The sequence below is a fragment of the Actinospica robiniae DSM 44927 genome (genome assembly GCF_000504285.1).
Classification (GTDB): domain Bacteria; phylum Actinomycetota; class Actinomycetes; order Streptomycetales; family Catenulisporaceae; genus Actinospica; species Actinospica robiniae.
In genome coordinates this window covers 2149399-2175035 of sequence record NZ_KI632511.1, presented here as the reverse complement: position 1 = coordinate 2175035, position 25637 = coordinate 2149399, and the positions used below count along the sequence as shown (strand labels likewise).

Sequence of the window (25637 nt, the reverse complement as noted above, 5' to 3'; positions counted from 1 at the left end):
GTTGAAGGTGCTGCCGTGCTCTCACGGTCCGTGCCGGTTCGAGCGCAAGGAAGTACACGTGACCACCGCTCTGCTGATCACACTTCGCGGCAACTCCGGAAGCGGGAAGAGCACCGTCGCCGCCGGCTTGCGAGCCGCGTATGGCCGCGGGATCGCGATCATCCCGCAGGATGTCGTGCGCCGCGAGATCGTCAGGGAACGAGATCTGCCCGGCGCGATCAACGTCGACCTGATCGGTATCATCTCCAAGCACCTGCTGGACCAGGGCGTACACGTCGTGCTCGAAGGCATTCTGTACGCCTCGCATTACGGCCGGATGCTTGACTCCCTCCGCCGCGAGCACACGGGGCCCACCTTCGGGTACTACTTCGATATCCCGTACGAGGCCACTGTCGAGCGGCACTGGACCAAGAGCAACTGCGCCGACTGGTCGCCGGAGGACATGCGCGGGTGGTACCGGGAGAAGGACCTGCTGTCCGGCCACGATGAACGGATCATCGGACTGGAAAGCCGGGCTGAGGAGACGGTGCAACGCATTCTGGCCGAGACCGGTTTGCTCGACGCCCCACGTCCGCCCCACCCCGGCTTCGCCGAAGTCCGTCCGTAGGCGAGCTGGCTGCCCGCCTACGGACGGAGGGTGCTGTGGCGAGGTGCTGCTACGGCAGGCCGATCTGGACCTTGCCGCCGAGGGTCTTGTAGGCACTGGGCTGGGAACCGGTGACCTGGGCGTAGGTCATCGAGGTGGTCGGGCTGGAGACCAGCTCGACCAGGTAGGTGGAACCGGCGGTGACCGCGAACTTGAGTGTGGAGGCCGTGGTGGCGGCGAGGACGACGGCGCCGGTGGAGCCGTTGACGACCTCGGCCTGCTGGCCCGACCACGGGTTGCGCACGTTCAGAGTGGTGGTGGTTCCGGCCTGGATCGCTGCGGTGGCCAGGGTGCCGCTTTCCACCTGCACGTCGACTTTCGACCCGCCCTGGATGTAGACGGTGCCGGAGCCGGTCCAGGTGGAGGGCCAGGCGGGGGCGAAGCGGATGGTGCCGTCGTAGTCGGTGGCCAGGGCTTCGTCCATCGCGGTGGCGACGGTCGAGATCTGCTCGATGTAGCCCTCGTCGCCGACGGTGCTGCTGGAGACCTCGCCCAGGCCGTTGATGTAGACCTGGTAGTTCTCGGTGAGGGTGGTCAGGCTGGAGGCGAAGTCGGTGGCGTCGTCGAGCCGTGCGGCGTCGACGGCGTCGAAGCTCCAGTCGTGGCCGGCCTTGTTGGGCCGGTTGGTGAAGGTGCGCTTCTCGAGCGCGGTGAGGTTGTCGCCGTTGACGGTGGTGGCGTCGCCGATGACGTTCCAGGGCCAGAGCGGTTCGAGGCCGATGTTCTCGCCGTTGTGCAGGGCCGCGGAGGGCTGGTAGGAGTCTGCGATGACGTCGCTGCCCGCGGCGTCGATGGTGGCGACCGCGGATGCGGAGGTGGGCTGGGAGTTGAGCAGGCTCTTCTTGGTCGACGCGTCGGTGCGGGGGTAGGGCTGGATCTCGCCTTCGGCGGTCTTGAGCTGGCTCACGAGCGAAGTGTCGGTGCCGAGGAGTCCTGCGGCGGTGACCACGGCTGGGAACAGTGCCTGCTCGGCGGCGATGTCGGTGGTCGGGTCGGTCACGGCCCACTGGGTTTCGTGGGCGTTGGCGGTGTCGTGCAGGAAGCCGTCGGAGCCCTTGGTCTGCCAGGCGAGCAGGAAGATCGCGGCCTGTTCCATGACCGGGTAGTAGGTCTGCAGGAAGCTGAGCGAGCCGGTGTCCTGGTACTGCTGCCAGATCCACATGCCCATCTCGGCGCCGGTGGAGATGTCGAGCGCGTTCCAGCCGGGGCTGGAGGCGGTGGCGCAGGAGGCGTCGGAGGTGATCGCGCCGCCTTCCATGTAGCCGTTTCCGTTGAACCGCATCGTCTCCGGGACACAGGCCCCTGATTTACCGCTCATCTGCGCCTTGGTCCAGGATTCGATGGCCGGCAGGGCGTTGAGGTACATGTCGAAGACGGGGACGTTCAGGGAGTAGCCGCCGGAGGAGAGGTTCGCGGCGATCTGGCCGCGCAGGTTCCAGCCCCAGTAGCCGGCCGGGAACCAGTCCTGGTGGTCCTCGCTGAAGTTGAACATGTCCGCGACGCCGGCCTGGCTGCCGGGGTAGGTCCCGGACTTCATCGAGGCCGCTTCGTCGTAGAGGTACAGGGTCCTGAGGTTCTCCATGTACGCGGCGGTGCCGTCCGAGGAGGTGGCCTCGATCAGTCCGGCGTTGCCCCAGAAGGAATGCCAGGCAGAGGCCTGCGACGCGAGCAGGTTCGGGGCGGAGGTGGTGGTGTCGGAGCCGATCAGCGACTGCGCAGCGGTGATCGCGGTGCCGCCGGTCCACTTGGGTGCGGCGACGACGATGCGGTAGGAGCCGTCGGTGTTCGGGGTGAAGGTGACCTTGACCTGGGTGGAGTTGACCACGGATCCGGTGACGCTGCGCGCCCCGGCGGTGATCGCGGCCATGGCGCCGAAGGTGAGCCCTGATCCGCCGTTGGTGACGTTGTCCGTCCAGGTCTGGGCGAACGCGGCGTACGCGCCGGAGCTGCTCGTGCCCGGGGATCGCCCGGACCACAGGTTCAGTGTGGCGGACTGCGCGGTGTTCGGGTTGGCCCCGGTGACGGCGATGATCAGCTCGTCCTTGCCCTTGGGCACCCAGGCCTGCATCGTCATCCCGCCACCGGATTCGTCGAGCACGCCGCGGTAGACGTCGAGGTGCCCGGTGAAGTCGGAGGCCGAGGTCATCGTGGACAGCCCGGGGATGTTCACCTGACCGGGGGAGAGGCGGTTGGGCATGGTGTCGCTGCGGTTGAGCTGGGCGGTGAAACCGTTCGCGGCCCACGCGGCCACACCCAGGGATCCGTTGCCCAGCGGCAGCGACTGGGTGGCGGCGGTGTTCGGCTCACCGAGCACGATGTCCGAGCGCGAGACGACGCCCGCGACATCCAGGTTGAAGGCGCCGTTCTGCCACGCAGTGGTCGTCGTGGCGGCCGTGGCGGTCGAGGTGAGCGTGGCCGCGGAAAGCGGCACGCTCACGGCGAGCGCCACCACGGCGGCGAGTAGGCGATGACGAGGTCTTACTCGTCTGGTCAATTGATCCTCCGCATGATCGAGCGAGTGGGGTCGCCGCGCGGCGATACATCGGAGGTGTTTCTAGCGCCCGCCCTGCGTCGTGTCTAGGGTCCGCTCGAAACAATCGCGGCCGAGTCATCCCATGATTCAAGCTAATTCGGAAATGAGATGCCGTCCCATCTGGTCAGTCACAGGTCTTTTTCCCCTCGCCAAGGAACCGTGAGGGCGAAGATCGGGCCTTTAGTCGTGAAAGTCTCACGCTGAGGTGACAACGAGCCCTGCGACCTCGCTTCTGCCGCAGGTGCAGGCAGACGGCTTCATCGGATGTCCGGCCGGGTGAAATTTACAGTGCCCGCCACCGTGGCTTTCAATGCCTCGCGCCCGCCGTCGTTGACAGCGCCCGGGTTCGCAGGCATCGTCATCAGCCGATACCCCAGCTCTTCCACAGCGGTCAGCTCTCCATCACGATTGTGAGCGCTCACATGGCCATCGGCCGCTGATTTCCCTCACCCACGAAGGGGTCTTCTGTGATGTCTCCCCACGCGAATGCTCGGTGGCGGTCTTGGCCGGCGCTGGTTTCGGCGCTGATCGCTTTGGTGGCCGCCGTCTTGGCGCTACCGACGGTCGCGCAGGCGGCGACGGCGCCGGTGGCGGGCGGGATCTACACGCTGGTGCCGGGTGCGAGTGGCAAGTGCGTGCAGGTGCCGTCGAGTTCGAATGCGAGCGGGACGCTGTTGACGCAGGCGGCGTGCGCGACCGGGTCGACGTACCAGGAGTGGAAGGTCGTCGCGAGCGGCGGGAAGTACAACCTGGTCAACGTCGGCAGCGGGATGTGCATCGACGACCCGGGCAATTCGACCACGTCGGGCGCGCAGTTGCAGCAGTGGGGTTGTGGGGCGGCGCAGAGCAATCAGCTGTGGTCGCTCACCGGCTCCTCCGCGACCCCGGGCAAGTACGAGGTCATCAACGCCGCCAGCTCCGAGTGCCTCAGTGATCAGGGCGGCTCGACCGCCGGGAACAACCCGATCGTGCAGGAGACCTGCTCGGATATCGCCCGCATGCAGGTCGCCTTCAACCTCGTCGGCGGGACTCCGAGCGGTGGTTCGGGCACGCAGCCGTGCGACATCTACGTCTCCGGTGGAACCCCGTGCGTCGCCGCGTACAGCACTACCCGTGCGATGTACAGCGCGTACTCCGGCAACCTCTACCAGGTACGCCGCGCATCGGACAGCACCACGAAGAACATCGGCGTGCTCTCGACCGGCGGCTACGCCAACGCCGCGTCGCAGGACTCGTTCTGCTCCGGCACGACCTGCGTCATCACGGTCATCTACGACCAGAGCGGCAAGGGGAACAACCTGACCCAGGCGCCTCCGGGCCACTTCACCGGTCCCGCGTCCGGCGGAGCCGACAACCTGGCGAACGCCACCGCCGCACCCGCGACGGTAGGCGGCCACGAGGTATACGGCGTCTCCATCGTGCCCGGCGACGGATACCGCGACAACTCCACCAGCGGTATCGCCACCGGCGACCAGCCCGAGGGCATGTACGCCGTCGTCGACGGCACCCACTACAGCAACGGCTGCTGCTTCGACTTCGGCAACGCCGAGACCAACAGCAGCGACGACGGCAACGGCACCATGGAAGCGATCTACTTCGGCAACGACGGCAACTACACCCAGGGCGCAGGCAGCGGCCCGTGGGTCATGGGCGACATGGAGAACGGCATGTACGCCGGCAACGTCAAGGGCTCCGACCCCAACGACCCGACGATCGATTACCGCTTCACCACCGCGATCATCAAGGGAAAGGCCAACCAGTGGGCGATCCGGGCCGGCAACGCCCAGTCCGGCGGCCTCTCGACCTACTTCAGCGGCGTGCGCCCCGACGTGAACACCTCCGGCTACAACCCGATGCAGAAGCAGGGCGCGATCATCCTCGGCACTGGCGGTGACAACAGCATCAAGGGCGCTGGCACCTTCTACGAAGGCGTCATGACCTCCGGCTATCCCTCCGACGCCACCGAGAATGCCGTCCAGGCCGACATCACCGCGGCCGGCTACGCGCCCTGATCGCCCTCCGGCTGCGACCTCGTCGCCCAGCGCGCTTCGGCGGGTTCAGGACTCGGACCCGCCGAGGCGCAGACTGCCTGAACGGCCGCCCGGCCGGGATGGATCGGAGGCGGCGGGGTACCCAGACTGGACGATCGAGCAGGGAGGTACGGATGGCCGCGGCTGCTGTGGTGTTCGGTCCGGTGGGTCGTGACCTGCTGCTATGCGTCGACGACGTGCCGGACGCCGGTGAGTCGGCGGGCGTGTGGCAGCGGCGCGAGGTGCTGGGGGGCAAGGGCGCCAACCAGGCCGTCGCGTTCGCCCGGCTCGGCGTCGAGGTGGCGTTGGTCGGCGTGGTGGGCGACGACAGTGCGGGTGCGGACGCTCTGGCGCAGGCTGAAGCGGACGGGATCGACGTCTCCTGCGTGGTCCGGCGCGCGGGAGCCTCGACCGGGCTGATCGTCGAGGTTCTGGATGGCGAGAACCGCTGGCGCTATCTGCAGGACACTCCGGCATCGGTGCAGCTGGATGGCGCCGACGTGCTGGGCGCGCGCGACGTGGTCGAACGTGCCGCCTCGGTCGTCGTGCAGCTTCAGCAGCCGGCGGAAAGCGCGCTGACCGCAGCGCGCCTGGCGCGGGAGGTCGGCTGCCGAGTCGTTCTGGACGGAGCCCCGGAGGCGGAGCACCGCCGGGACCTACTCGAGCTCGCCCACGTGCTGCGCGCAGACGGCCACGAGGCCGAGCTGCTGACCGGCACGAGCATCAGAGGGGAGACCGACGCGTTGCATGCGGCGGGGAACCTGCTGGGCCAGGGTCCCAGACTGGTCGCGCTGGCCGTCGAAGGGGTCGGGAACCTCTTCGCGTGGTCGGAAGGGCACGTCTTCTACCCGCTCGACGGCGCCGAAGCCCGCGACACCACCGGCGCCGGTGACGCACTGGTCGCCGCCCTGGTCACGGCGCTGGACGAAGGGCTCGACGCGGCGGAGGCAGGTCGCTGGGCGGTCGCGGCGGCATCCCTCGCCGTCGAGCACGAGGGCGGCCGGCCCCGGCTGACGTACGAGAGCGTGCGAACCCGCGCCGACCGCCAGCGCGGACGGCCGGTCGGCTGACGCCGGCAGCGTTAGGACCGGCCCGAGCTGTTCGAAGATGGGCGGACCGGGTACAGCGGGCAGATAGACATCGATCACGAAGCGCACAAGCACGACGTCCCGCCCGCCACTGTCAAGGGCGAAGCCGAGCGCACCGACGCCGCCGAGGACAAGAGCGACCAGACCCAGGACACGCTCGAGGACGCGAAGAAAGTCGTTGAGGACGGAACTGAGCCGGACTCGGACTCGAAGGATGGCGCTGAGCTCCGCGGCTAACCCAGGAACCGGTGCAGGGATGCGGTCATGCTCGCCACGAACCCGTCGCGGGTCCCGTCGCTGAGCAGGTCCAGCGACAGGTAGGGGTTGAGGTCTTCGAGTTCGACGAGCAGCAGCTCCCCGTCGTGGGTGCGGCAGGCGTCGACGCGTTGGATGCCGTGGTCGAGGGTGTTCCATGCGATGAACTGGCGGGCGAAGGCCAGGTCGGCGTCGGTGGGCTGGTAGGGCTCGAGGACCCAGCGCTGCTCGGGGTCGGGGGCGTGAAGGGCGTACTGGAAGTCGTCGTCGACGAAGTAGAAGGACACTTCGTAGCGGAAGTCGACGCGCGGCTGGATCAGGATGTCGCCGTACGTGAGGTCGGCCAGCTGCTCCCGCGGCACGAAGGCCAGGCCTATCGAGTCCGCTCCCACCTTCGGCTTTACCGCGTACTGCTCGGCTTCTGGAAGCAGGTGCAGGTCTTCGGGCCGGTCGATGGTGGGAATGACCGGGTGCCCGGCGGCGGAGAGGTCGAGTAGGTACTGTTTGCCGGCCATGTCACCACGGCCGGTCAGCGGGTTGTAGACGCGGGTGCGGCGGGCGGCGGCCTGCTCCCGAAACGCGTCGTACGCGTCTTGGTAGTGCAGCACCGGCCCGCTGTTGCGGACGACGACGCCGTCGAAGGCGTCCATCAGGCTTTCTGCATCCAGCGGGTGACACAGCGCGATGTCGAAGGTCTCGCGCAGCCGGGAGGTCAGGAAGATGTCCTCGTCGCAGTAGCGCCGTCCTCGAGCCGGGTAGGCGAGGTCGGTCACGAACAGGATCCTGCTGCGGCGGTGCATCTGGTCTCTCCTCGGCTCATCCCCCGAGCCGAGACTGTACGGGATGGTATGCCTTGGTCAGGTCGGTGGCCCCGGCGCGGCGCGGAGCGGAGCAGGGAGGTCGCCGCCGTCTCGTGCATGGCCTTATGCTCCCCATCCGGCCTGGTTGCCGCCGACCCGCTCGGCGACGATCTTCGCCGCGTACCCGTTGGCCTGGTAAGCGGCCAAGGGGTTCGGATGCAGTCCCATCTCCTGACGGACCTCCGCCAGCAGTGGGCGCACGTCAGTGTTGTACGCGTCCATCAGCACGGCGTTCGCGCCGAGCACGTCGCCGGCGGATTGTGCGGCGCGCAGGGTGTCGAGGTCGACGAGCAGCGCCTTGGCCGTCGCCTCCTGGACGTTCATCACCGAGCGGATGATCGCAGGGATCTTCGCCTCGATGTTGTGGCACTGGTCCAGCATGAACGCGACGCCCTTGGCGGGGTCGAAGCCGCCGTTCTTCGCGACCTCGTGCAGGATCCGGAACAGCTGGAACGGGTCCGCCGATCCCACCATCAGATCGTCGTCCGCGTAGAAGCGGGAGTTGAAGTCGAACGCGCCGAGCTTGCCCTCCCGCAGCAGGAACGCCACGATGAACTCGATGTTCACCCCTGGCGCGTGGTGACCGGTGTCGACCACGACCTGCGCCTTCGGTCCGAGCTTGAGGCAGTGTGCGTAGCTGGTGCCCCAGTCCGGGACGTCCGTCGAGTAGAACGCCGGCTCGAAGAGCTTGTACTCCAGCACCAGCCGCTGACCGTCACCCAGCCGCGCGTAGACCGCGGTCAACGCCTCGAACAGCCGGTCCTGCCGTGCCACGATGTCGTCCTGGCCCGGGTAATTGGTGCCATCCGCGAACCAGAGCTTGAGCGAGTCCGACCCGGTCGCGTCCATGATGTCGACGCACTCGAGGAGATGATCGATCGCTTTGCGGCGCACACGCGGGTCTGGGTGGCAGACGCTGCCGAGCTTGTAGTCCTCGTCCTGGAAGGTGTTCGAGTTGATCATCCCGATCCGGACACCCAGACCCGCCGCATGCTCAGCCAGCTTGCCGTAGTCCGCGACCCTGTCCCAGGGGATGTGCAGCGACACCGGCGCCGCAACTCCCGTCACCGCGTGCACCGCCGCCGCGTCCGCCAGCTTCTCGAACGGATCGCGCGGCACACCGGCCTGTGGAAAGACCCGGAAGCGCGTGCCCGAGTTCCCGTAGCCCCACGACGGAGTCTCGATCACCTGCGCCGCCAGCGCCGCCTTCACGGCCGGTATGTCAGACATGCTCACTCTTCTCGGTCACGCGGCCGCGGCAGCGGGAACTCCGCCCGCTGAGTCATGAATCGTTTCAAGTATTGCGCAAAGGTAGTCAGCAACCTGAGGCCCGTCAAGGCCTCCGAGTCGAGGTTCTACCGCGCTGAACCCGCCTAGCTGAAACCGTTTCAGTTTCTCGATCTTGCTGAGCAAACACTCCTCCACCGACTGCAGCATGGACGATGGCAAGTCCCTTGACGACCCTCGGCGCCGAGGCTAGCCTCCCGGGCAATTCCTCTGAAACATTTCACAGCCTGCCTCAGCTGCCGAAACGATCAGGAGTCCCGCCTTATGACGACAGCCGACCAGGAACCGCGGGTTCCGGTCCTCGCGCTCGAGGGGGTGAGCAAGTCCTTCGGTGCGGTGCGCGCTCTGCGCGCGGTCTCCCTCCAGCTCCACGCCGGCGAGGCGCACGCGCTGGCCGGCGAGAACGGCGCCGGCAAGTCCACCTTGATCAAGGTGCTGGCGGGCGTGCACCGTCCGGACGAGGGCACCGTGCTGCTGGACGGTTCGCCGGTCGACTTCGCCGGGCCCGCGGACGCCCGCGACGCCGGCGTGGCCGTGATCTACCAGGAGCCGACGCTCTTCCCCGACCTCTCCGTCGCCGAGAACATCTTCATGGGCCGCCAGCCGAAGCGCTCGTTCGGCCGGGTCGACCATCGCGCGGTATATAAGGCAGCTGCGTCGCTCTTCGTCCGCCTGGGCGTGGACATGGATCCGGACCGGCCCGCTCGCGGCCTGTCGATCGCGGACCAGCAGCTCGTGGAGATCGCCAAGGCCCTGTCTTTCGATGCCGGGGTGCTGATCATGGACGAGCCGACCGCAGCGTTGACCGGCAGCGAGGTGGCTCGGCTGTTCGCGGTGGTGCGCACGCTGCGCGAGCAAGGCGCGGCGGTGCTGTTCATCTCGCATCGGCTCGAGGAGATCTTCGAACTCTGCCAGCGGGTGACGACTCTGCGGGACGGCTCGTTCGTCGCGAGCGAGCCGGTTGCCGGGCTGACCGAGTCGGATCTGGTGCAGCGGATGGTCGGGCGCACGCTCGAGGAGCTGTATCCCAAGCAGCACGACCCGACGGTCGGCGCGGTGGCGTTGGAGGTCGGCAGGCTGACGCGGGAGGGCGTGTTCACTGACGTCTCCTTCCAGGTCAGGCGTGGCGAGATCGTCGGGCTGGCAGGGCTGGTAGGTGCTGGGCGCAGCGAGGTCGCCCGGGCGGTGTTCGGCGTCGACAAGTGGGACGCCGGCAGCGTGACGGTCGACGGCAGGATCCTGCGACCCGGGTCACCGAGCCTTGCGATGGCCGCCGGGCTGGCGCTCGTGCCGGAGGATCGGCGGGCGCAGGGCCTGGTGATGGAGATGTCGATCGAGCGCAACATCGGCCTGAGCGGGCTGAAGGAGACCTCCACAGCCGGGCTGATGAGCCGCACCGGCGAGCGCGACCGGGCGTTCGACTGGGCGACGAAGCTGCAGGTCAAGTACGCACGGCTGGGCGACCTGGTCGGGACCCTCTCGGGCGGCAACCAGCAGAAGGTGGTGCTGGCCAAGTGGCTGGCCACCAAGCCGGCCGTGCTGATCGTGGACGAGCCGACCCGCGGCATCGACGTCGGGACCAAGGCCGAAGTACACCGGCTGCTCTCGCAACTGGCCGCCGACGGTGTCGCGGTCCTGATGATCTCCTCCGACCTGCCGGAGATCCTCGGCATGGCCGACCGCGTGCTGGTCATGCACGAGGGCCGGATCAGCGCCGAGATACCCCGGAGCGAGGCCACCGAGCAGTCGGTGATGGCCGCGGCCACCGGAACGACGAACAGGAGCGGCGCGTGACCGCCACCCTCGAACCCGTGCACGTCGCGGCGCAAGCGCCCGCGAGCCTGCTCGATCGGGTCCTGAAGATGCGCGAACTGGCGATCCTCGCCGTGCTCGTACTCATGTTGCTGGCGACGCAGATCGACAACAGCTCCTTCCTGTCCGAGCAGGGCATCAAGGATCTGCTGCTCAACGCGACCGTCCTCGTGCTCGTCGCGGTCGGCGAGGCCGTCGTCGTCATCACTCGCAATGTCGATCTCTCGGTCGGCTCCGTGCTCGGCGTCTCAGCGTTCGCAGCCGGCGACTATATGCAGGGCGGCGGCAGCCCCGTCGTCGCCGCGCTCATCGCGATCGTCGTAGGCGCGGTGTTCGGCGTGCTCAACGGGCTACTGGTCGGCCTCGGCAGGGTTCCCTCGCTGGTGGTGACGCTCGGCACGCTCTACATCATCCGCGGCCTCGACTCGGTGTGGGTCGGCTCGCGAGAGGTCACCGCGGCGCAGCTGCCCTCCGGGTTCACCACCTTCGGGCACGACGGCATCTGGGCGATCCCGTATCTGGCGATCCTCGCCGCCGTCGTGCTGATCGCAGTGGCCTACTATCTGCGCAACTACCGCAGCGGCCGCGAGTGCTACGCGCTCGGCTCGAATCCGCAGGCAGCAGCCTTGGCCGGCGTGGCAACGCGCAAGCGTGTCTTCGGGGCCTTCATCCTGTGCGGCGCTTTGGCGGGTCTGGCCGGCGCGCTCTATCTGGCGCGGTTCGGCTACTCCGACGCCGCCACCGGCACCGGATACGAGCTGACCGTGGTCAGCGCGGTCGTGGTCGGCGGCGTCGGCTTCACCGGGGGTTCCGGCAGCGTCTACGGCGCCGCACTCGGTGCCCTGCTGCTGACCTCCATCAACAGCGTCCTGCCCGCCATCGGCGTCAGCTCGGTGTGGGTCGAGGCGATCGACGGAGTCCTGCTGCTGTTGGCCATCTCGGTGGACCGGGTCGTGGCCCTGCGGATCGCCGACCTGCTGCGCAAGCGGGCCCGAGCGGCGAGGAGCGCCCGATGACCGAGAAGACCCTGACATCCGTGACCCGCCCGGCAGCCTCGGCGCGGCGATGGGGCGGCGCGGTGCGCTGGGACACCGTCGTCAGTGCTCTGCTGATCGTGCTGATCCTCGCGTCGTACGCGTTCGTCGGGGACTTCAGCAATGCACTGAACATCAGCTTTCTGATCGGCAACGCTTTGCCCATCGCGGCGATCGCGCTGCCGATGACGATGCTGGTGGCCTCGGGCGAGATCGACCTGTCCGTCGGCTCGACGGTCGGACTGTCCGGCTCGGTCATGGGCGCGCTGTGGAACGACGGCATGAACATCAACATGATCATCCTGATCTGCGCGGTACTCGGCGTCGTGTGCGGGCTCGTCAACGCTCTGTTGGTCACTCGGCTCGGCCTGCCCTCCCTGGCCGTGACGATCGGCACGATGGCCGCCTACCGGGGAATCGCGCAGATCGTGCTCGGCGCGAACTCCGTGACCGATTTCCCGCAGTCCTATCTGAACTTCGGCTCCGGCCGGATCGGCGGCAGCTTCATCCCGACGGCCGCGATCCCCTGGCTGGTCCTGGCCGTGATCGCCGTCGTCGTCCTGCACGCCACCGGCTTCGGCCGCTCGGTGTTCGCCATCGGCGCCTCACCCGAGGCCGCTTGGTTCGCGGGGCTGCGCGTCAAGCGGGTCAAGGCGTCGCTGTTCGTCGCCACCGGCCTCGTCTCCTCGCTCACCGGCGTGTTCTGGGTGCTGCACTACGCCAGCGCCACCTACGACAACGCCACAGGCCTCGAACTGTCCGTCGTGGCCGCGGTGCTACTCGGCGGCGTCGACTTCGACGGCGGACGCGGCACCCTCGGCGGCGCGCTCGCCGGGGTGTTCCTGCTCGGCACCCTGCAGAACGTGATGAGCCTGCTCAACGTCTCGGCGCAATCACAGATCGTCGTGACCGGGGTCCTGCTCGTCATCTCCGTCCTCGGCCCGCGCGTCGCCCGGCAGATCGCCACGGCCCGCGCCCGCCGAGCACACACCGCCCTACCGGCCGGCGCGGCGACCACAGCCTGAGCCACCGGTCGGACCACCTTCTGTTCCCCACGACTGGAACGACACCGGCGTCGCCCTTCACGAGAGGAAGAGTCATGATCAACGCTCACCCGTTCCGCGGTCACCCCGTCAAGGCACGCGTGCTCGCGGCCGCGGCCGCAAGCGGTCTGCTCGCTGTGGGCCTGTCTGCGTGCAGCGGGGCGACGAAGAGCTCGACCGATGCCGCCGCGTCCACCGCGGCCGTGGCCGGTTCGAGCTCCTCGGCGAACGCGAACGCCGCCACCAAGACCGGGCTGACCGTGGCGTTCCTGCCCAAGCAGGTCAACAATCCGTACTTCACCATCTCGGACGGCGGCGGCAAATCCGCGCTCACGACACTGGGCGAGACCTACAAGGAAGTCGGCACCACCTCGGCCACGGACACCGCCGGCCAGGTCTCCTACGTCAATACACTGACCCAGCAGAAGGTCTCCGCGATCGCCGTCTCCGCCCAGGATCCGGGCGCCCTGTGCACCTCGCTCAAGCAGGCCATGGCCAACGGCATCAAGGTCGTCACCTACGACTCCGACACCAACGCCGACTGCCGGCAGATCTTCATCTCCCAGGCCAGCGCCGAGGACATCGGCCGATCCGAGGTGGACCTGCTGGGCAAGGAACTCGACTACACCGGTGACATCGCCATTCTCTCCGCCGCGCAGACCGCGACGAACCAGAACACCTGGATCGGGTACATGCAGGACGAGCTGAAGAAGCCGCAGTACTCGAAGATGAAGCTAGTCAAGATCGCTTACGGCAACGACGACGCGCAGACCTCGTTCCAGCAAACCCAGGGCCTGCTGCAGCAGTACCCGAACCTCAAGGGCATCATCTCGCCGACGACGGTGGGCATCAAGGCCGCCGCGCAGTACCTGGACGGCTCGAAGTACAAGGGCAAGGTCCTGCTGACCGGCCTCGGCACGCCCAACGACATGCGCGCCTACGTCACCGACGGCACCGTGCAGGCCTTCGAGCTGTGGGACCCGGCCAAGCTCGGCGAGCTCGCCGCGTACGCCTGCGTGGCGCTCGCCTCCGGCCAGATCACCGGCGCCCAGGGCCAGACCTTCACGGCCGGGGACCTCGGTTCCTTCACCGTCGGCGCGCAGGGCGTGGTGACGCTCGGCCAGCCGACCGTGTTCGACAAATCCAACATCGGCCAGTTCAACTTCTGATTCCACCGACCGTGCGCCGTCCCGGTGGCGACACACCGGGACGGCGCATCCACATCTGAGAGGGCGATCATCGTGCAGCGAGTCTGCTTCACTCTGCAGATCCGGCCGGAGCGTCTGGCCGAGTACCGGCGCAGGCGCACCGCGCCCGACGCCGCCATGGCCCCGCTGCCCGAGATCTTCCGTCTCGCCGCCCCGCCCGGCGCGGCCTCAAACGCGCCCTAGCCCTAACATGGCAGCGAAACGGCCAGGCGGGGGCCGTTACGCCGCATCGAGCACGCAGGACGGACTGAAGGTATCCATGGTCGGCATCAAGGACGTCGCGCGGCACGCGGGTGTGTCGGTCGGCACGGTCTCGAACGTCATCAACCGTCCCGACTCGGTCGCCGCGGACACCCGCCAGCGGGTCCAGGCCGTCATCGCCGAACTCGGCTACGTGCGCAGCGAGCACGCCCGGCAGCTGCGGGCCGGGCACAGCCGCATCATGGGGCTGCTCGTGCTCGACATGGGCAACCCGTTCTTCGTCGACATCGCCCGCGGCGCCGAGCGCACCGCGCGCCGCGCCGGCCTGGGCGTGATGGTCTGCAACAGCAACCAGAGCGCACGCGAGGAGGCCGAGTACCTGGCGCTGTTCGCCGAGCAGCGGGTGCGCGGCGTCCTGCTCACGCCCGCCGACGACAGCGGCCAGACCGTGCAGAGCCTGCGCCGCAACGCCATACCGTTCGTGCTGGTGGACCGGGTCGGCGCGGGAGGCGGCGGCTGCTCGGTGTCGGTCGACGACGTCGTCGGCGGCACGTTGGCGGTGCGTCACCTGCTCGACGCCGGCCACCGCAACATCGCCTACGTCAGCGGGCCCTCCCACCTGCATCAGATCCGGGACCGCCGGGCCGGCGCGCTGGCGGTGTTGGCCGAGTCGGGCCTCGGCTCCGAAGCCCTCACCGAGCTTCCCACCGAGACCCTCGACGTCGCCGCCGGCCGCGACGCCGGCGCCCGGCTGCTCGGCCTGCCCCATCGCCCGACCGCAGTGTTCTGCGCCAACGATCTGCTCGCGCTCGGCATGCTGCAGGCCCTTTTCGCCGCCGGGCTCAACGTGCCGCGCGACATCGCCATCGTCGGCTACGACGACATCGAGTTCGCCTCCGCCGCGGCCGTGCCGCTCACCTCGGTCCGCCAGCCGGCCGCCGCCATGGGCCGCCTCGCCGCCGAGATGCTGCTGGAGGAGACCGACGGCGCCGGCGAGCACCAGCACCGCCAGGTCGTGCTCCAGCCGGAGCTGGTCGTGCGCCGCTCCACGCTCGTCGGGCGTCCCTGACCCGCAGTCAGGCGCCGCCGCTGCGGCGTCAGCGAACCTCAGCCTTCGCCTTGGGGACGAGGTCGGTCTCCCGCACGTCCACGGCGTGTCCGTGCGTGCAGCGCAGTTCGGCGTGCACGAGTGCCCCGCACCCGCGGTGGCGCATCTCCACGCCGGAGGGCTCGAGCCAGCGCTCGCCCCACTGCATCAGTGCCGTGATCACCGGGAAGAAGTCCGCGCCCTTCTCGGTCAGGTGGTAGTCGTACCGGGTGCGCTCGCCGGGCTCGCGGTACGGGCGCTTCTCCAGCAGACCGTCCTCGACCAGGCTCTTGAGCCGCGCCGCGGCCACCGACTCCGTCACTCCGACCCGCTCGGCGAAGTCGTCGAACCGGGTCGTGCCGTAGAACGCTTCGCGCAGCATCAGGAACGCGGAGCGGTTGCCGACCACGTCCACCGCCTTGGCCACCGTGCACCCCGAGGCGGTCCAGCCGCCGCGCGGATCGAGCGCGCCGGTCATCCGCACCGTCGGGTCCGCCCCGTTCCCGCCTGCCTTCTCGTCGACTGCCATGCCCCCATCTTAGCTGGCTTGACGAAGTCATAGCCAGCCGCCTAGGTTCTAGCTATGGTTATCAATAGTCAGCCCGGGGCGGGAGCCCGGGGGCGCGTGGCCACCCCCGGCCAGGTGCTGCTGATCGTCTCGGTCGGGGTCGCGCTCTCCTCGCTCGACCTGTTCATCGTCAACGTGGCCCTGCCGCGCATCGCGACCGACCTGCATGCCGGCGACATCGGCGAACTGTCCTGGGTGCTCAACGCCTACGCGATCGTCTACGCCGCACTACTGGTCTTCTTCGGGCGGCTCGCCGACCGCTACCGGCGCGACCGGGCCTTCCTGCTCGGCGTCGCCCTGTTCACCCTGGCCTCGGCCGGCTGTGCGGTCTCGGCGGGCGTGGGCATGCTCATCGGCTTCCGGGTGCTTCAGGCCGCCGGCGCCGCGCTGCTCACCCCGACCTCGCTCAGCCTGCTGCTGGCCGCCTACCCCCGCGAGAAGCGCGCCGGCGCGGTCCGGGCCTGGACCGCGTTCGGCGGCGTCGCAGCCTCGCTCGGTCCGGTCGTGGGCGGACTGCTCGTCGCGGTCGACTGGCGGCTGGTCTTCCTGGTCAACGTGCCGATCGGGCTCGCCGTGCTCGTCCTCGGTGCGCGCTGGCTGCCGCGCCTGCCCGGCCAGGCCATCGAACGCCCCGACCCGCTCGGCGCGGTCCTGGTCACCGCCGGTGTGGCCGCCCTCACCCTCGGCCTGGTCCAGGGCGGGGCATGGGGATGGTCCTCGCCCCGGATCCTGGCCGTCCTCGCGGCCGCCGCGCTCCTGCTGGCCGGCCTGGCCGCGCACACGGCCCGCAGCCGTACACCGCTCATCCACCCCAGCCTGTTCGCCTCGCCCGCCTTCACCGGAGCTTCGGTGATCGCCGTGTTCTTCTCCGTCGGCATGGGCGCGATGCTGCTCTCGATCGTGCTTTTCGAGCAGCAGGTGTGGGGCTGGACGGCCCTGCGCGCAGGCCTGGCGATAGCCCCCGGCCCGCTGATGGTCCCGCCCATGTCCTTCCTGGTGGCCGGGCGGGTGATCCGCAGATTCGGCCCGGGCCTCACCTCGGCCGCGGGCAGCGTCGCCTTCACCGCCGGCATCGTCTGGTGGGCCGTCGGCGCCCACGCGCACCCGGACTACGCCGCCGGCGTGCTCGGCGGGATGCTGCTGACCGGCGTCGGAGTCGGGCTGACCCTGCCCACGGTGATGTCCAGCGCCACCGTGTCCCTGCCGGCCCACTCGTTCGCCACCGGCTCCGGCGTCGTCAACATGATCCGCCAGACCGGCCTCGCCCTCGGCGTCGCGATCACCGTGGCCATCCTCGGCGACGCGACCCACGACGCGGCCGTCGCGACCACCGCGTTCCACCGGGTCTGGTGGACCACCGCGGCGATCTCCCTGGCCGGCGTCATCCCGGCCCTCACCGTCCTGCGCCGGGCCTCCGAACCGCACCTCCCGGCCGTCACCACCTCGGACGCATCGGCGCCCGCCGCCGAAGCCGCCCCGGCCCGCTGACCCGCCCTCACCCGCAAAGGAAAACGCCATGAAGATCGAAGGATCCACCGCCCTGGTCACCGGAGCCAACCGCGGCCTCGGCTCTCACCTGGCCCGGCAGCTCCTCGAGCGCGGAGCCCGGGTCTACGCCGCGGCCCGCGACCCGCGGACCGTCGACCTGCCCGGTGCCACGCCGGTCCAGCTCGACATCACCGACCACGCTCAAGTCGCCCGCGTGGCCGCCGAACTCGGCGACGTCAGCCTCCTGATCAACAACGCGGGCAGCTCCACCGGCGCCTCGCTCCTGCACGGCGACCTGGCCGACATCGACCTGGAGATGCGCACGCACTACTTCGGCACCCTCGCCATGAGCCGGGCCTTCGCCCCGCACCTGGCCGCCAACGGCGGGGGAGCGATACTCAACGTCCTGTCGGTCCTCTCCTGGCTCGCCCTGCCCGAAGCCGGCGCCTACTGCGCCGCGAAGTCCGCCGAATGGTCGCTGACGAACGCGCTCCGCCAGCAGCTCGCCCCGCAGGGCACGCAGGTCAGCGCCCTGCACGTCGGCTACATGAACACTGACTTGGCCCGGCACGTGGAGGCGGAGAAGATGGAGCCGTCCGACGTCGCGCGCATCGCCCTCGACGGCCTGGCCGCCGGCGACCCGGAGATCCTCGCCGACGACGTCAGCCGCCAGGTCCGCGCCGGACTCGCCGGCGGCGTCGCAGCCCTCTACCGAAACCTCGGGCGCGTTTGAGAAGTATCGCCGGGGCCGCGACGCCTGCCACGCACGCTCGCTGCGTTGCCGGCTCGGTTACAGACGGCCGAGTATGCGCCCGACCCGGCGCCTTGCGAGCGCACGCGTCAGACGCCGCGGCCTGATCCGACGCTACTCCTCAAACGCGCCCTAGCCGCGGCGCAGTAACAGGGCTCTGATTTGGTCGGATGCCGTGGATCTCCGGCTTCCATACGCGCGGGCAGGGCTATTATCATCTGGCCGTCGCGATTCCACGGACCGGTGAGGGGTGCGCGCATGCGCTTCGATGTGTTGGGGCCCCTCCAGGTCCATGCCGACGACGGTTCGATCGTGGAGGTGCGCGGCGCGATGCGCCGCGCACTGCTCGCGGCGCTGCTGCTGAACGCCGGCAGCGTCGTCTCGGCCGACCGGCTCTCGGACTGTCTGTGGGGCGACCGGCTCGTCGGGTCGAGCGCGACACCGCTCTACAACCAGGTCACGCGGCTGCGGCAGAGTCTCGGCGCCGCGGGGGAGCGTATCAAAGCCGTGCCACCGGGCTATCTGATCCAGCTCGGGCCTGGCGAACTCGACGCGCAGGAGTTCGAGCGGCTGTGCTCGGCCGGTCGAAAGGCACTGACAGAGAGCGACTGGGACGCGGCCGCGTCCCAGTGCGCGGCGGCGCTGGCGCTGTGGCGCGGCGAGCCGCTGGCCGACGTGCCCAACGCCGCGCTCTACGAGCCGTGGTTGCTGCGTCTCGGCCAATTGCGGTTGCAGGCAAGGGAATGGCGGATCACTGCCGATCTCAACCGAGGCCTGCACGAGGAGCTCGTTCCGGAGCTGAGCAACCTCGTCCGCGAGTTCCCCCTGCGCGAGTCGCTGCACGAATCGCTCATGCTGGCGCTGGCGCGTAGCAGCCGGCAGGCCGAGGCGCTCGCCGCGTATCAGGACGCTCGTCGGGTGCTCGTCTCGGAGTTGGGCCTCGAGCCGGGTGCCTCGCTCCAACAGCTCCACCAACGGATTCTCAGCGGAGACGTGGCGGTCGTCGCCTCACCCGCGCCTGCGGCAAGCGCGGCGAGCACGACAAGCGCATCGAGCGACAAAGCACCGAACCAACTTCCCGCGGATGTGCGGACGTTCACGGGCCGGGGCCTCGAGATCGACCGCCTGCTGGCCGAGGCGGATGAGGCACGACAGGGCACTGAGGCCGGGATGGTGGTCATCTCCGCGATCGACGGGATGGCCGGCATCGGCAAGACTGCCCTGGCGATCCACGCCGCACACCGGCTGGGCGAATGGTTCCCCGACGGCCAGCTCTTCGTCGACCTGCGCGGATTCACGCCGGATCAGGACCCGATGACGGCGGAGGAGGCGCTGGGGTATCTGCTGCGCTCGCTCGACGTCGCGCCCCGGCAGATCCCGCGCGATCTCGGCGAACGCGCGGCCTACTACCGCTCGCGTCTCGCCGGCACGAAGACGCTCATCCTGCTGGACAACGCCGCCAACTCCGCCCAGGTCCGCCCGCTGCTGCCGGGAGCGCCGGGCTGCCTGGTGCTGATCACTAGCCGTGCCGTGCTCTCCGGCCTGGACGACGCCTATCTGCTCTCACTCGATGCCTTGCCGGATCAGGATGCGATCGCGTTGCTGCACAAGGTCGCCGGGCCCGGGCGGCTGCCGGAGGGTGACCCGGCGATCGCCGAGTTGATCGCGCTGTGCGGCAACATGCCGCTGGCCATCCGCATCGCCGCCGCGAGCCTGCGTCATCCGCGTGCCCCGAAGATCGCCGAGCTGGTCGCGCAGCTGCGCGACGGTGCCGGCCGGCTCGAGCGGCTGCGCGACGACGAGCGCAACCTGTCTGCGTTGTTCGATGCCTCATACACGAGCCTCGAAGCCGGCGAGCAGCACATGTTCCGCAGCCTCGCTCTCGTGCCCGGCCCGGACGTGGACGTGTACGCCGCGGCGAACCTCGCCGAGACGGACCTCCCTGCGGCCCGGCGCGTCCTCGCATCTCTGCTCGACCAGAATCTGCTGACCCAGCACGCCACGGACCGCTATCGCATGCACGATCTACTGCGCAGCTACGCCAACGGGCTCGAAGGATCCGAACTCACCGCCCAGCGCGAGGCGGCACGCGAGCGGCTGTTGGACTACTACCTGTGCGCAGCCGAGGCGGCCGACCGCCATTTCGACCAAGCTCGCGCCGAGAGGGACTCGTCCGGCCCGGCCGCGGGTCAGATCCCTGTCATGTCCGACCGCGCAGACGCGCGGGCCTGGATGCAGACCGAGCAGGCGAACCTCGTCGCCGCCTTGGGCATCGCCGCGGCCACCGACCCGCGCCGGGCGATCGCGCTGACGAAGCGCATGGGCCAGTTCCTTCTGCTGCACGGCCCGTGGACGCAGGCGGCGGCCCTGCACCGCAAGGCCGCCGATCTGGCCTCCGGCCTCGGCGAGCGGGAGGAAGAGGCCGGGGCGCTGTTCCGCCTGGCGCGGATCATGAACGTCAGCGGACAGCTTCCCGTCGCGACAGAACTCTGCGAGCAGGCCCTGGACGGCTACCGCGAAGTCGGCGCGCTCGAGGGACAGGCCAACGTGTTGTGCGAACTCGGCCGGATCAAGCACGTGGGCGGCGAGCTCTCCGCCGCGGCCGAGCTGATCGAGACGGCGGTGGCCGTCTTCCGCGACACGGAGAACCTGCACGGCGAGGCCGCCGCGCTGATCGAACTCGGACGGGTGCGTCAAGTCGTCGGGCAGGCCGAGGCGTCGGTGGGCCTGCTGGAGCGCGCATTGCAGCTGTGGCGGCGGACCGGATACCGGCTCGGGGAGGCGAACACGCTGATCGACTTGTCCTACGCGCTGATGGTCACGGGCGGGTTCGGCCAGGCCGAGGAGTATGCCCGCCAGGCCCAAGCGCTGTATCAGGGTGAGGAGAGCGCGCACGGCGAGTCGAACGCGCTCGGACTGCGCGGCCAGATCCTGACGTGGCTCGGCGACTTCGAGGCCGCCGGCTCGCTCTACCGGCGCAAGCTGGAGATCGACATCAAGATCGGCTTCCGAGCGGGCGAGGCCATCTCGCGGTGGGGCCTCGGCCACGTCGGCCTCGCGGCCGGGGAGCTCGCCGAGGCGACCGTTCTGTTCGAGCGCTCATACGCCATCTTCGAAGAGGGCGGATACGCTCTGGGACAAGCCGACGCGCTGCACGGTCTCGCACTGACCCGCGCGGCGAGCGGCGAAAACGAGGCCGCTGCCGGACTTCTCGACCGCTCGCTGGCGATGTTCCGCGACAGCGAGGACGTGCAGAACCAGGCGGCCGTGCTCAACAGCATCGGCGCACTCGCCCATGAGACCGGACAGGCGAAGGCTGCGCTCGGCCATCACCGCCAGGCACTCGAATTGGCCCGGGAGGCCTCGAGCCCGCTGGATGAGGCACGCGCGCTCGACGGCGTCGCCCGCTGTCTCGAAACACTCGGCGAGCTCGAAGCCGCGAAAGAGGAACTGGCCGCGGCGGTAGGACTGTATCAGCGGCTTGGCGTGCGCCAGGCGGTCCCGGCGGCCGAGCGGCTCGCCGCGCTCTGAGCGACGGCAGCGCTCCTCCCGCCTTCCCGCCACCGCAACACGCCTCGAAGCTCGGCAACCCGCGCACGCGGCCGGTGAACACGGCAGGATGGGAGCGCGCGCCCGCGCGTGGAACCCGCCCTGCGCACTGGAAGGACACCTCGTGGCCATGGATTCCGAAGGCGACGTCTACGACGTGATCGTGATCGGCGCCGGTCCGGTCGGCGAGAACGTGGCCGACCGGACCCAGGCCGCCGGACTCAGCACCGTGATCGTCGAAGCCGAACTCGTCGGCGGCGAGTGCTCGTACTGGGCGTGTATGCCGAGCAAGGCGCTGCTGCGGCCGGCCGCGGCGCTGGCGGATGCGCGGCGGGTCGCCGGGGCGCGCGAGGCGGTGAGTGGTGCGCTCGACGCGGCGGCCGTGCTGGCCCGGCGCAACAGCTTCACCTCGGACTGGAAGGACGACGGCCAGGTCGGCTGGCTCGACTCGGTCGGCGTGCCGCTGGTGCGTGGGCACGCCCGGCTGCAGGGGCCTCGACGCGTCGTCGTCAGCACGCCGTCGGGCGAGGAGCGGGAGCTCACCGCCCGGCACGTGGTCGCCGTGTGCACCGGCACGCAGGCGCAGGTGCCGGGCGACCTGCCGGGCCTGGCCGGTGCGCGGGTGTGGACCAGCCGGGAGGCGACCAGCGCGCAGCAGGTGCCCGGCCGCCTGACGGTGGTCGGCGGCGGGGTGGTGGCCGTGGAGATGGCCGCCGCCTGGCAGGCGCTCGGCTCGCAGGTCACCCTGCTGGTGCGCGGCGACGCGCTGCTGGGCCGGATGGAGTCGTTCGCCGGGGAACTGGTGGCCGACGGCCTGCGGGAGGCCGGCGTGCAGGTCCGCTTCGGCGTCTCGGTCACCGCCCTCGAACGCGGCGAGCAGGAAGGCGCGCCGGTCACCGCCGTGCTCGGCGACGGGCAACGGCTCGAGTCCGACGAGATCCTCTTCGCCGTCGGGCGGGTCCCGGCCACAGCGGACCTCGGGCTGGAGACCGTCGGCCTGAAGCCCGGCTCGTGGCTCGAGGTCGACGACTCCTGCCTGGTGCGAGACGTCGACGGCGACTGGCTCTATGCCGTCGGCGACGTGAACCAGCGCTCGCTGCTCACCCACCAGGGCAAGTACCAGGCCCGGATCGCCGGAGCCGTGATCGGCGCCCGCGCCCACGGCGAGCGGGCGGAGCCGACCGCGTGGAGCCCGTTCGCGGCCACCGCCGACGAGCTTGCGGTCCCGCAGGTGGTCTTCACCGACCCGGAGGCCGCCTCGGTCGGCCTGACGGCGGCTCAGGCCGAAGCGGCCGGGCACCGGGTCCGCGCGGTGGACTACGACATGGGCGGCGTGGCCGGCGCCTCCCTCTACGCCGACGGCTACACCGGCCGGGCCCGGATGGTGGTGGACCTCGACCGCGAGGTCCTGCTCGGGGTCACCTTCGTCGGCCCGGGCGTGGCCGAACTGCTGCACTCGGCGACCGTCGCCGTGGTCGGCGAAGTCCCGATCGCACGGCTCTGGCACGCCGTGCCGTCCTACCCGACGATCAGCGAGATCTGGCTCCGCCTGCTGGAGACGTACCGGGGCTGACATCGCCACGGCGGGGCCGCCCGGCGTGCTGCCGTTAGCCCATCCGCGTGAACCGACAGGGCCGGCGCGTGAGCGTCTCGGCCCGGCCCCGGCCTGCGCCGCCGGGACATGGCAACCTGCTTTCATAGCGAAGGCGCGATCGACGAGGACGAGGTCTCCCCGTGGCTGAGATGACGTTCGAGACAGAGTGGACCGGCGGCAACGGCGCGGTCGACCGCTCCCAGCAGCTGAGCGCCGCCCTCGCGGCCGCCGCCCACACGCTGGCCGACTCCGTGGCCCGCGACGCCGGCGGCGCCGAGACGCCCGGCTCGATCTCGGAGCACGTCGTCACCCTCCGCGCGGCCGGCGAGGACCTCGCCCGCGCCTTCGAGAGTCTGGCCGGCCAGGTCGCCGACATGGCCCAACGCAATATCCTGATCAGCGTGACCGACGAGAGCGAGCAGTCGCAGAGCGCCGCCCAAGCCGTCGTCACCCTGCGCGCCGCTGCCGACGGCGCGCGGCAACTGAGCGCCCTGATCGCCCAGGCCCGGGCACCGCTGCTCGACCTGACGCTGACGGACGAGGCGGAATCAGCAGTCTGGGAACGCTACGAGTAGCCGGCGCAGGCGAGTCAGTGGTGGCCGCCGGACACGGTGACGCTGTGCGCGGCGTGATGTGCCGTCGCCGCTTCGGCCGCGTGGATCGCGGCGTCGATCGTGATGTGCATCGCGGCGTCGACGGCCTCCCTGATCGCCTGCAACGCGGCGGCACCGGCGACCTGCGCGGCGACTCCCGGCATCCCGTCGAAGCGGCCCACCGCGACCAGCCGCTCGCGCGCCGCCGCGCCCTCGGGCCCGGGGTAGAGCTCCGCGCCGAGGCCGATCGCGCCGACCAGCCCGCCGAGCGCGGCCTGCTCGGGGGTGCAGAGCGCCTCGCCGTTCTCGTCGATCCCGCCGTCCTGCGCGATCTCGTCCAGCCGAGCCCGGGCCAGACGCTGCCGTTCCGAGTCTGACACGTACCACCGGGTGGCCAAGGTCAGCCCGAGCATCCTGCGACGCTCGGTGCGGATGACCCCCGCGGCGTCGAGCGACGCCAGGTACGCGTCCACGATGCCCTGCCCACGCCCGGAAACCCACGCCTCCACCCGCGGCGCGGCCTCGGCCCGCCGGATGGAGTCGAGGGCGACCCTCAGCATCTCGTCACCCGGATCGGATTCCGCCGCGGCTAAGACCTCGATCCGCCCGTCGACGAGATCGATTCGGCCCGCGGCGGCGAGCCGGACCAACTCCGAACCGGCCAAAGCGAAGCGCAGCCGGTCCCAGACGATGAGCCGGCCGTTCGGCGCGAGCGCCAGCAGGACGATTCCTCGCCCAGAGTTCCCATGTTCTCGACCATGACTCCCGAACATAGCCCGTACCCGGTTTCCGCGACTCCCGTGGCGATCTGAAAGCGCATCAGGCCCGGGTTGCCCGCGTGCACACCGCCGAGTAATTTGGACGTATGCCCAAGGCGATCGACCAAATCCGCCACCTCCGGTATCAGCCGTGGCCACAGCGGTAGAGCAAGGCGATCAGACGCGCACGCGGCTCCTGCGGGCCGCAGCGGAGCTGATCGCCGAACGAGGGTGGGGCTCGGTGACGACGCGGCTGGCAGCCGACCGAGCCGGCGTGCGGCCCGGCCTGGTGCACTATCACTTCCGCTCGGTCACCGACCTGCTGATCGACGCCGCGCTGCGCGTGGTGCGGGAGGAGGCGGGCAGACTGACGGCCGCCGTGACTGCCATGCCCGGCGAGCAGGTGCTCGACCTGCTTCTCGAAGCAGCCGGCTCCTACGAACCCGAAGACGCGGCCACGCTCGTCTTCGCGGAGACGATGCTCGCGGCCACCCGCCACGAACGGCTTCGCAGCGAACTCGCCGTCGTGCTGCGCGAGTGCCGCGAAGCCCTCGCACAATGGTTGCGCGGCCAGGGTGCCGCGGACGACGACGCGGTGGCCAGCGCCGCGGTGCTCCTGGCGGCCTTCGACGGTCTCGTGCTCCACCGGATCATCGACGAGCAGGCGCGCGCAATGCCGATCGACAGCCCCCTGCGACGTCTCGCGGCACCGCCCGGAATTTCGCCGAGCTCGGCAGAGAGGAAACTGAGATGAGCGGGATCGGAATTCAAGTCGCCGCAAAGGCCCTGCGCACGCGCTGGTTCGTGCGCGCCCCGATCGGGCTCTACCGGGCCGGCCTCGGCTTCGTCTTCGGGTCCCGGCTGCTCATGCTGCAGCACAAGGGCCGCACCACCGGCGCGCGTCGCTACGTCGTCCTCGAGGTCGTCGACCGCCCATCCCCGAGCCAGTACGTGATCGTCTCGGGGTTCGGCATCGGAGCACAGTGGTACCGCAACATCCAGGCCGACCCGCGGGTGAGAGTCTCGGTCGGGCTACGCCGCTCGGTGCCCGCGACCGCGACCGCGATGAGCCCGCCCGAGTCGGCCGCCGCCCTCGCCCGCTACGCCGCCGCCCACCCGAAGGCCTGGGAGAAGCTGCGCGCCACTATCGAGCACGCCGTAGGGCGCCCTGTCGACGACCTGCCGATGGTGACTCTGACCACCGACTGAGGCGTCGACAGCCGACGGATGCGTGGGGCCCGTCCGCACTCGA

At 69.9% G+C, this 25637-nt stretch carries 21 protein-coding genes and 2 pseudogenes; 17 read left to right on the top strand and 6 right to left on the bottom strand.

Translation table 11 applies throughout. From position 1 onward, the window contains the following. Positions 1-58: 58 nt before the first annotated feature. Positions 59-607, top strand: a complete 549-nt coding sequence (locus ACTRO_RS09135; protein ID WP_051450553.1) for a P-loop NTPase family protein — start codon at positions 59-61, stop codon at positions 605-607. Positions 608-656: 49 nt separating this feature from the next. Here ACTRO_RS09135 and ACTRO_RS09130 read toward each other — a convergent pair whose 3' ends face one another. After that, a complete protein-coding gene (locus ACTRO_RS09130) occupies positions 657-3140 on the bottom strand; it encodes a glycosyl hydrolase family 95 catalytic domain-containing protein (RefSeq protein ID WP_034262735.1) in 2484 nt (827 codons plus the stop codon). Between the two features lie 296 nt (positions 3141-3436). Next, on the bottom strand, positions 3437-3565 hold the full coding sequence (locus ACTRO_RS50295; protein WP_281177848.1) for a hypothetical protein: 129 nt from the start codon (positions 3563-3565) through the stop codon (positions 3437-3439). Positions 3566-3649: 84 nt separating this feature from the next. On the opposite strand from ACTRO_RS50295, the pseudogene ACTRO_RS50885 reads away from it, so the two are divergent. The 3 genes and pseudogenes from ACTRO_RS50885 to ACTRO_RS09120 all read left to right on the top strand — a co-directional run. After that, a pseudogene (locus ACTRO_RS50885) lies at positions 3650-4108 on the top strand (RICIN domain-containing protein); the annotation flags it as partial. 69 nt (positions 4109-4177) lie between these two features. Then, a pseudogene (locus ACTRO_RS09125) lies at positions 4178-5185 on the top strand (arabinofuranosidase catalytic domain-containing protein); the annotation flags it as partial. 158 nt (positions 5186-5343) lie between these two features. After that, a complete protein-coding gene (locus ACTRO_RS09120; RefSeq protein WP_034262733.1) occupies positions 5344-6279 on the top strand; it encodes a ribokinase in 936 nt (311 codons plus the stop codon). A gap of 251 nt (positions 6280-6530) precedes the next feature. Here the strand turns inward: ACTRO_RS09120 and ACTRO_RS09115 are convergent, their stop codons facing one another. Together ACTRO_RS09115 and rhaI are read right to left on the bottom strand one after the other, a co-directional pair. Further along, a complete protein-coding gene (locus ACTRO_RS09115) occupies positions 6531-7352 on the bottom strand; it encodes an ATP-grasp domain-containing protein (RefSeq protein WP_034262732.1) in 822 nt (273 codons plus the stop codon). Positions 7353-7475: 123 nt separating this feature from the next. Continuing rightward, entirely contained in the window at positions 7476-8642 is a 1167-nt protein-coding gene (rhaI, locus tag ACTRO_RS09110) for an L-rhamnose isomerase (protein WP_034262731.1), read from the bottom strand. 321 nt (positions 8643-8963) lie between these two features. On the opposite strand from rhaI, the gene ACTRO_RS09105 reads away from it, so the two are divergent. From ACTRO_RS09105 to ACTRO_RS09085, 6 genes are all read left to right on the top strand, one after another. Further along, entirely contained in the window at positions 8964-10493 is a 1530-nt protein-coding gene (locus ACTRO_RS09105; RefSeq protein ID WP_034262729.1) for a sugar ABC transporter ATP-binding protein, read from the top strand. Beyond that, positions 10490-11527 carry an ABC transporter permease gene (locus tag ACTRO_RS09100; protein ID WP_051450551.1) on the top strand — a complete coding sequence of 346 codons (1038 nt, stop codon included), beginning with the start codon at positions 10490-10492 and terminating at the stop codon, positions 11525-11527. Before ACTRO_RS09105 ends, ACTRO_RS09100 begins: the two co-directional genes overlap by 4 nt. Then, entirely contained in the window at positions 11524-12570 is a 1047-nt protein-coding gene (locus tag ACTRO_RS09095) for an ABC transporter permease (protein WP_051450550.1), read from the top strand. The genes ACTRO_RS09100 and ACTRO_RS09095 overlap by 4 nt, the downstream gene beginning before the upstream one ends. A gap of 74 nt (positions 12571-12644) precedes the next feature. Then, complete coding sequence (rhaS, locus tag ACTRO_RS09090; RefSeq protein ID WP_034262727.1) at positions 12645-13757, top strand: rhamnose ABC transporter substrate-binding protein; 1113 nt, start codon at positions 12645-12647, stop codon at positions 13755-13757. 72 nt (positions 13758-13829) lie between these two features. Further along, positions 13830-13979 carry a hypothetical protein gene (locus tag ACTRO_RS47075; protein WP_157436001.1) on the top strand — a complete coding sequence of 50 codons (150 nt, stop codon included), beginning with the start codon at positions 13830-13832 and terminating at the stop codon, positions 13977-13979. A 76-nt stretch (positions 13980-14055) separates the two neighbouring features. Next, positions 14056-15066 (top strand): LacI family DNA-binding transcriptional regulator, encoded by a 1011-nt coding sequence (locus tag ACTRO_RS09085; protein WP_034262726.1) that lies wholly within the window; start codon positions 14056-14058, stop codon positions 15064-15066. Between the two features lie 28 nt (positions 15067-15094). Here the strand turns inward: ACTRO_RS09085 and ACTRO_RS09080 are convergent, their stop codons facing one another. After that, the gene (locus ACTRO_RS09080) at positions 15095-15613 is read right to left on the bottom strand and encodes a winged helix-turn-helix transcriptional regulator (RefSeq protein WP_211244167.1); all 519 of its coding nucleotides are present in this window, start codon (positions 15611-15613) and stop codon (positions 15095-15097) included. A gap of 54 nt (positions 15614-15667) precedes the next feature. Between ACTRO_RS09080 and ACTRO_RS09075 the strand changes: the two genes are divergently transcribed. The 5 genes from ACTRO_RS09075 (at position 15668) to ACTRO_RS09055 (ending at position 23609) form a co-directional block, all read left to right on the top strand. Beyond that, a complete protein-coding gene (locus tag ACTRO_RS09075) occupies positions 15668-17140 on the top strand; it encodes an MFS transporter (RefSeq protein ID WP_084316109.1) in 1473 nt (490 codons plus the stop codon). Between the two features lie 28 nt (positions 17141-17168). Further along, on the top strand, positions 17169-17873 hold the full coding sequence (locus ACTRO_RS09070) for an SDR family oxidoreductase (protein ID WP_034262725.1): 705 nt from the start codon (positions 17169-17171) through the stop codon (positions 17871-17873). Positions 17874-18149: 276 nt separating this feature from the next. Continuing rightward, on the top strand, positions 18150-21422 hold the full coding sequence (locus ACTRO_RS09065; RefSeq protein WP_034262724.1) for an AfsR/SARP family transcriptional regulator: 3273 nt from the start codon (positions 18150-18152) through the stop codon (positions 21420-21422). A 148-nt stretch (positions 21423-21570) separates the two neighbouring features. Beyond that, positions 21571-23013 (top strand): dihydrolipoyl dehydrogenase family protein, encoded by a 1443-nt coding sequence (locus ACTRO_RS09060; RefSeq protein WP_034262723.1) that lies wholly within the window; start codon positions 21571-21573, stop codon positions 23011-23013. A gap of 170 nt (positions 23014-23183) precedes the next feature. Further along, the gene (locus tag ACTRO_RS09055; RefSeq protein WP_034262722.1) at positions 23184-23609 is read left to right on the top strand and encodes a hypothetical protein; all 426 of its coding nucleotides are present in this window, start codon (positions 23184-23186) and stop codon (positions 23607-23609) included. A 14-nt stretch (positions 23610-23623) separates the two neighbouring features. Here the strand turns inward: ACTRO_RS09055 and ACTRO_RS09050 are convergent, their stop codons facing one another. Continuing rightward, positions 23624-24400 (bottom strand): GOLPH3/VPS74 family protein, encoded by a 777-nt coding sequence (locus ACTRO_RS09050; protein WP_034262721.1) that lies wholly within the window; start codon positions 24398-24400, stop codon positions 23624-23626. A gap of 136 nt (positions 24401-24536) precedes the next feature. On the opposite strand from ACTRO_RS09050, the gene ACTRO_RS09045 reads away from it, so the two are divergent. Continuing rightward, on the top strand, positions 24537-25139 hold the full coding sequence (locus ACTRO_RS09045) for a TetR/AcrR family transcriptional regulator (protein WP_034262720.1): 603 nt from the start codon (positions 24537-24539) through the stop codon (positions 25137-25139). After that, the gene (locus ACTRO_RS09040; RefSeq protein WP_034262719.1) at positions 25136-25594 is read left to right on the top strand and encodes a nitroreductase family deazaflavin-dependent oxidoreductase; all 459 of its coding nucleotides are present in this window, start codon (positions 25136-25138) and stop codon (positions 25592-25594) included. Before ACTRO_RS09045 ends, ACTRO_RS09040 begins: the two co-directional genes overlap by 4 nt. Positions 25595-25637 lie beyond the last annotated feature (43 nt).

What these genes read in the sequence shown, in the direction of transcription:
- ACTRO_RS09050 (WP_034262721.1), bottom strand. Translation starts at nt 24,400, where the DNA reads ATGTTCGGGAGTCATGGTCGAGAACATGGGAACTCTGGGCGAGGAATC.
- ACTRO_RS09120 (WP_034262733.1), top strand. Translation starts at nt 5,344, where the DNA reads ATGGCCGCGGCTGCTGTGGTGTTCGGTCCGGTGGGTCGTGACCTGCTG.
- ACTRO_RS09040 (WP_034262719.1), top strand. Translation starts at nt 25,136, where the DNA reads ATGAGCGGGATCGGAATTCAAGTCGCCGCAAAGGCCCTGCGCACGCGC.
- rhaI (WP_034262731.1), bottom strand. Translation starts at nt 8,642, where the DNA reads ATGTCTGACATACCGGCCGTGAAGGCGGCGCTGGCGGCGCAGGTGATC.
- ACTRO_RS09115 (WP_034262732.1), bottom strand. Translation starts at nt 7,352, where the DNA reads ATGCACCGCCGCAGCAGGATCCTGTTCGTGACCGACCTCGCCTACCCG.
- ACTRO_RS09075 (WP_084316109.1), top strand. Translation starts at nt 15,668, where the DNA reads ATGGTTATCAATAGTCAGCCCGGGGCGGGAGCCCGGGGGCGCGTGGCC.
- ACTRO_RS09095 (WP_051450550.1), top strand. Translation starts at nt 11,524, where the DNA reads ATGACCGAGAAGACCCTGACATCCGTGACCCGCCCGGCAGCCTCGGCG.
- rhaS (WP_034262727.1), top strand. Translation starts at nt 12,645, where the DNA reads ATGATCAACGCTCACCCGTTCCGCGGTCACCCCGTCAAGGCACGCGTG.
- ACTRO_RS09085 (WP_034262726.1), top strand. Translation starts at nt 14,056, where the DNA reads ATGGTCGGCATCAAGGACGTCGCGCGGCACGCGGGTGTGTCGGTCGGC.
- ACTRO_RS09105 (WP_034262729.1), top strand. Translation starts at nt 8,964, where the DNA reads ATGACGACAGCCGACCAGGAACCGCGGGTTCCGGTCCTCGCGCTCGAG.
- ACTRO_RS09080 (WP_211244167.1), bottom strand. Translation starts at nt 15,613, where the DNA reads ATGGCAGTCGACGAGAAGGCAGGCGGGAACGGGGCGGACCCGACGGTG.
- ACTRO_RS09055 (WP_034262722.1), top strand. Translation starts at nt 23,184, where the DNA reads ATGACGTTCGAGACAGAGTGGACCGGCGGCAACGGCGCGGTCGACCGC.
- ACTRO_RS09065 (WP_034262724.1), top strand. Translation starts at nt 18,150, where the DNA reads ATGCGCTTCGATGTGTTGGGGCCCCTCCAGGTCCATGCCGACGACGGT.
- ACTRO_RS09060 (WP_034262723.1), top strand. Translation starts at nt 21,571, where the DNA reads ATGGATTCCGAAGGCGACGTCTACGACGTGATCGTGATCGGCGCCGGT.
- ACTRO_RS09070 (WP_034262725.1), top strand. Translation starts at nt 17,169, where the DNA reads ATGAAGATCGAAGGATCCACCGCCCTGGTCACCGGAGCCAACCGCGGC.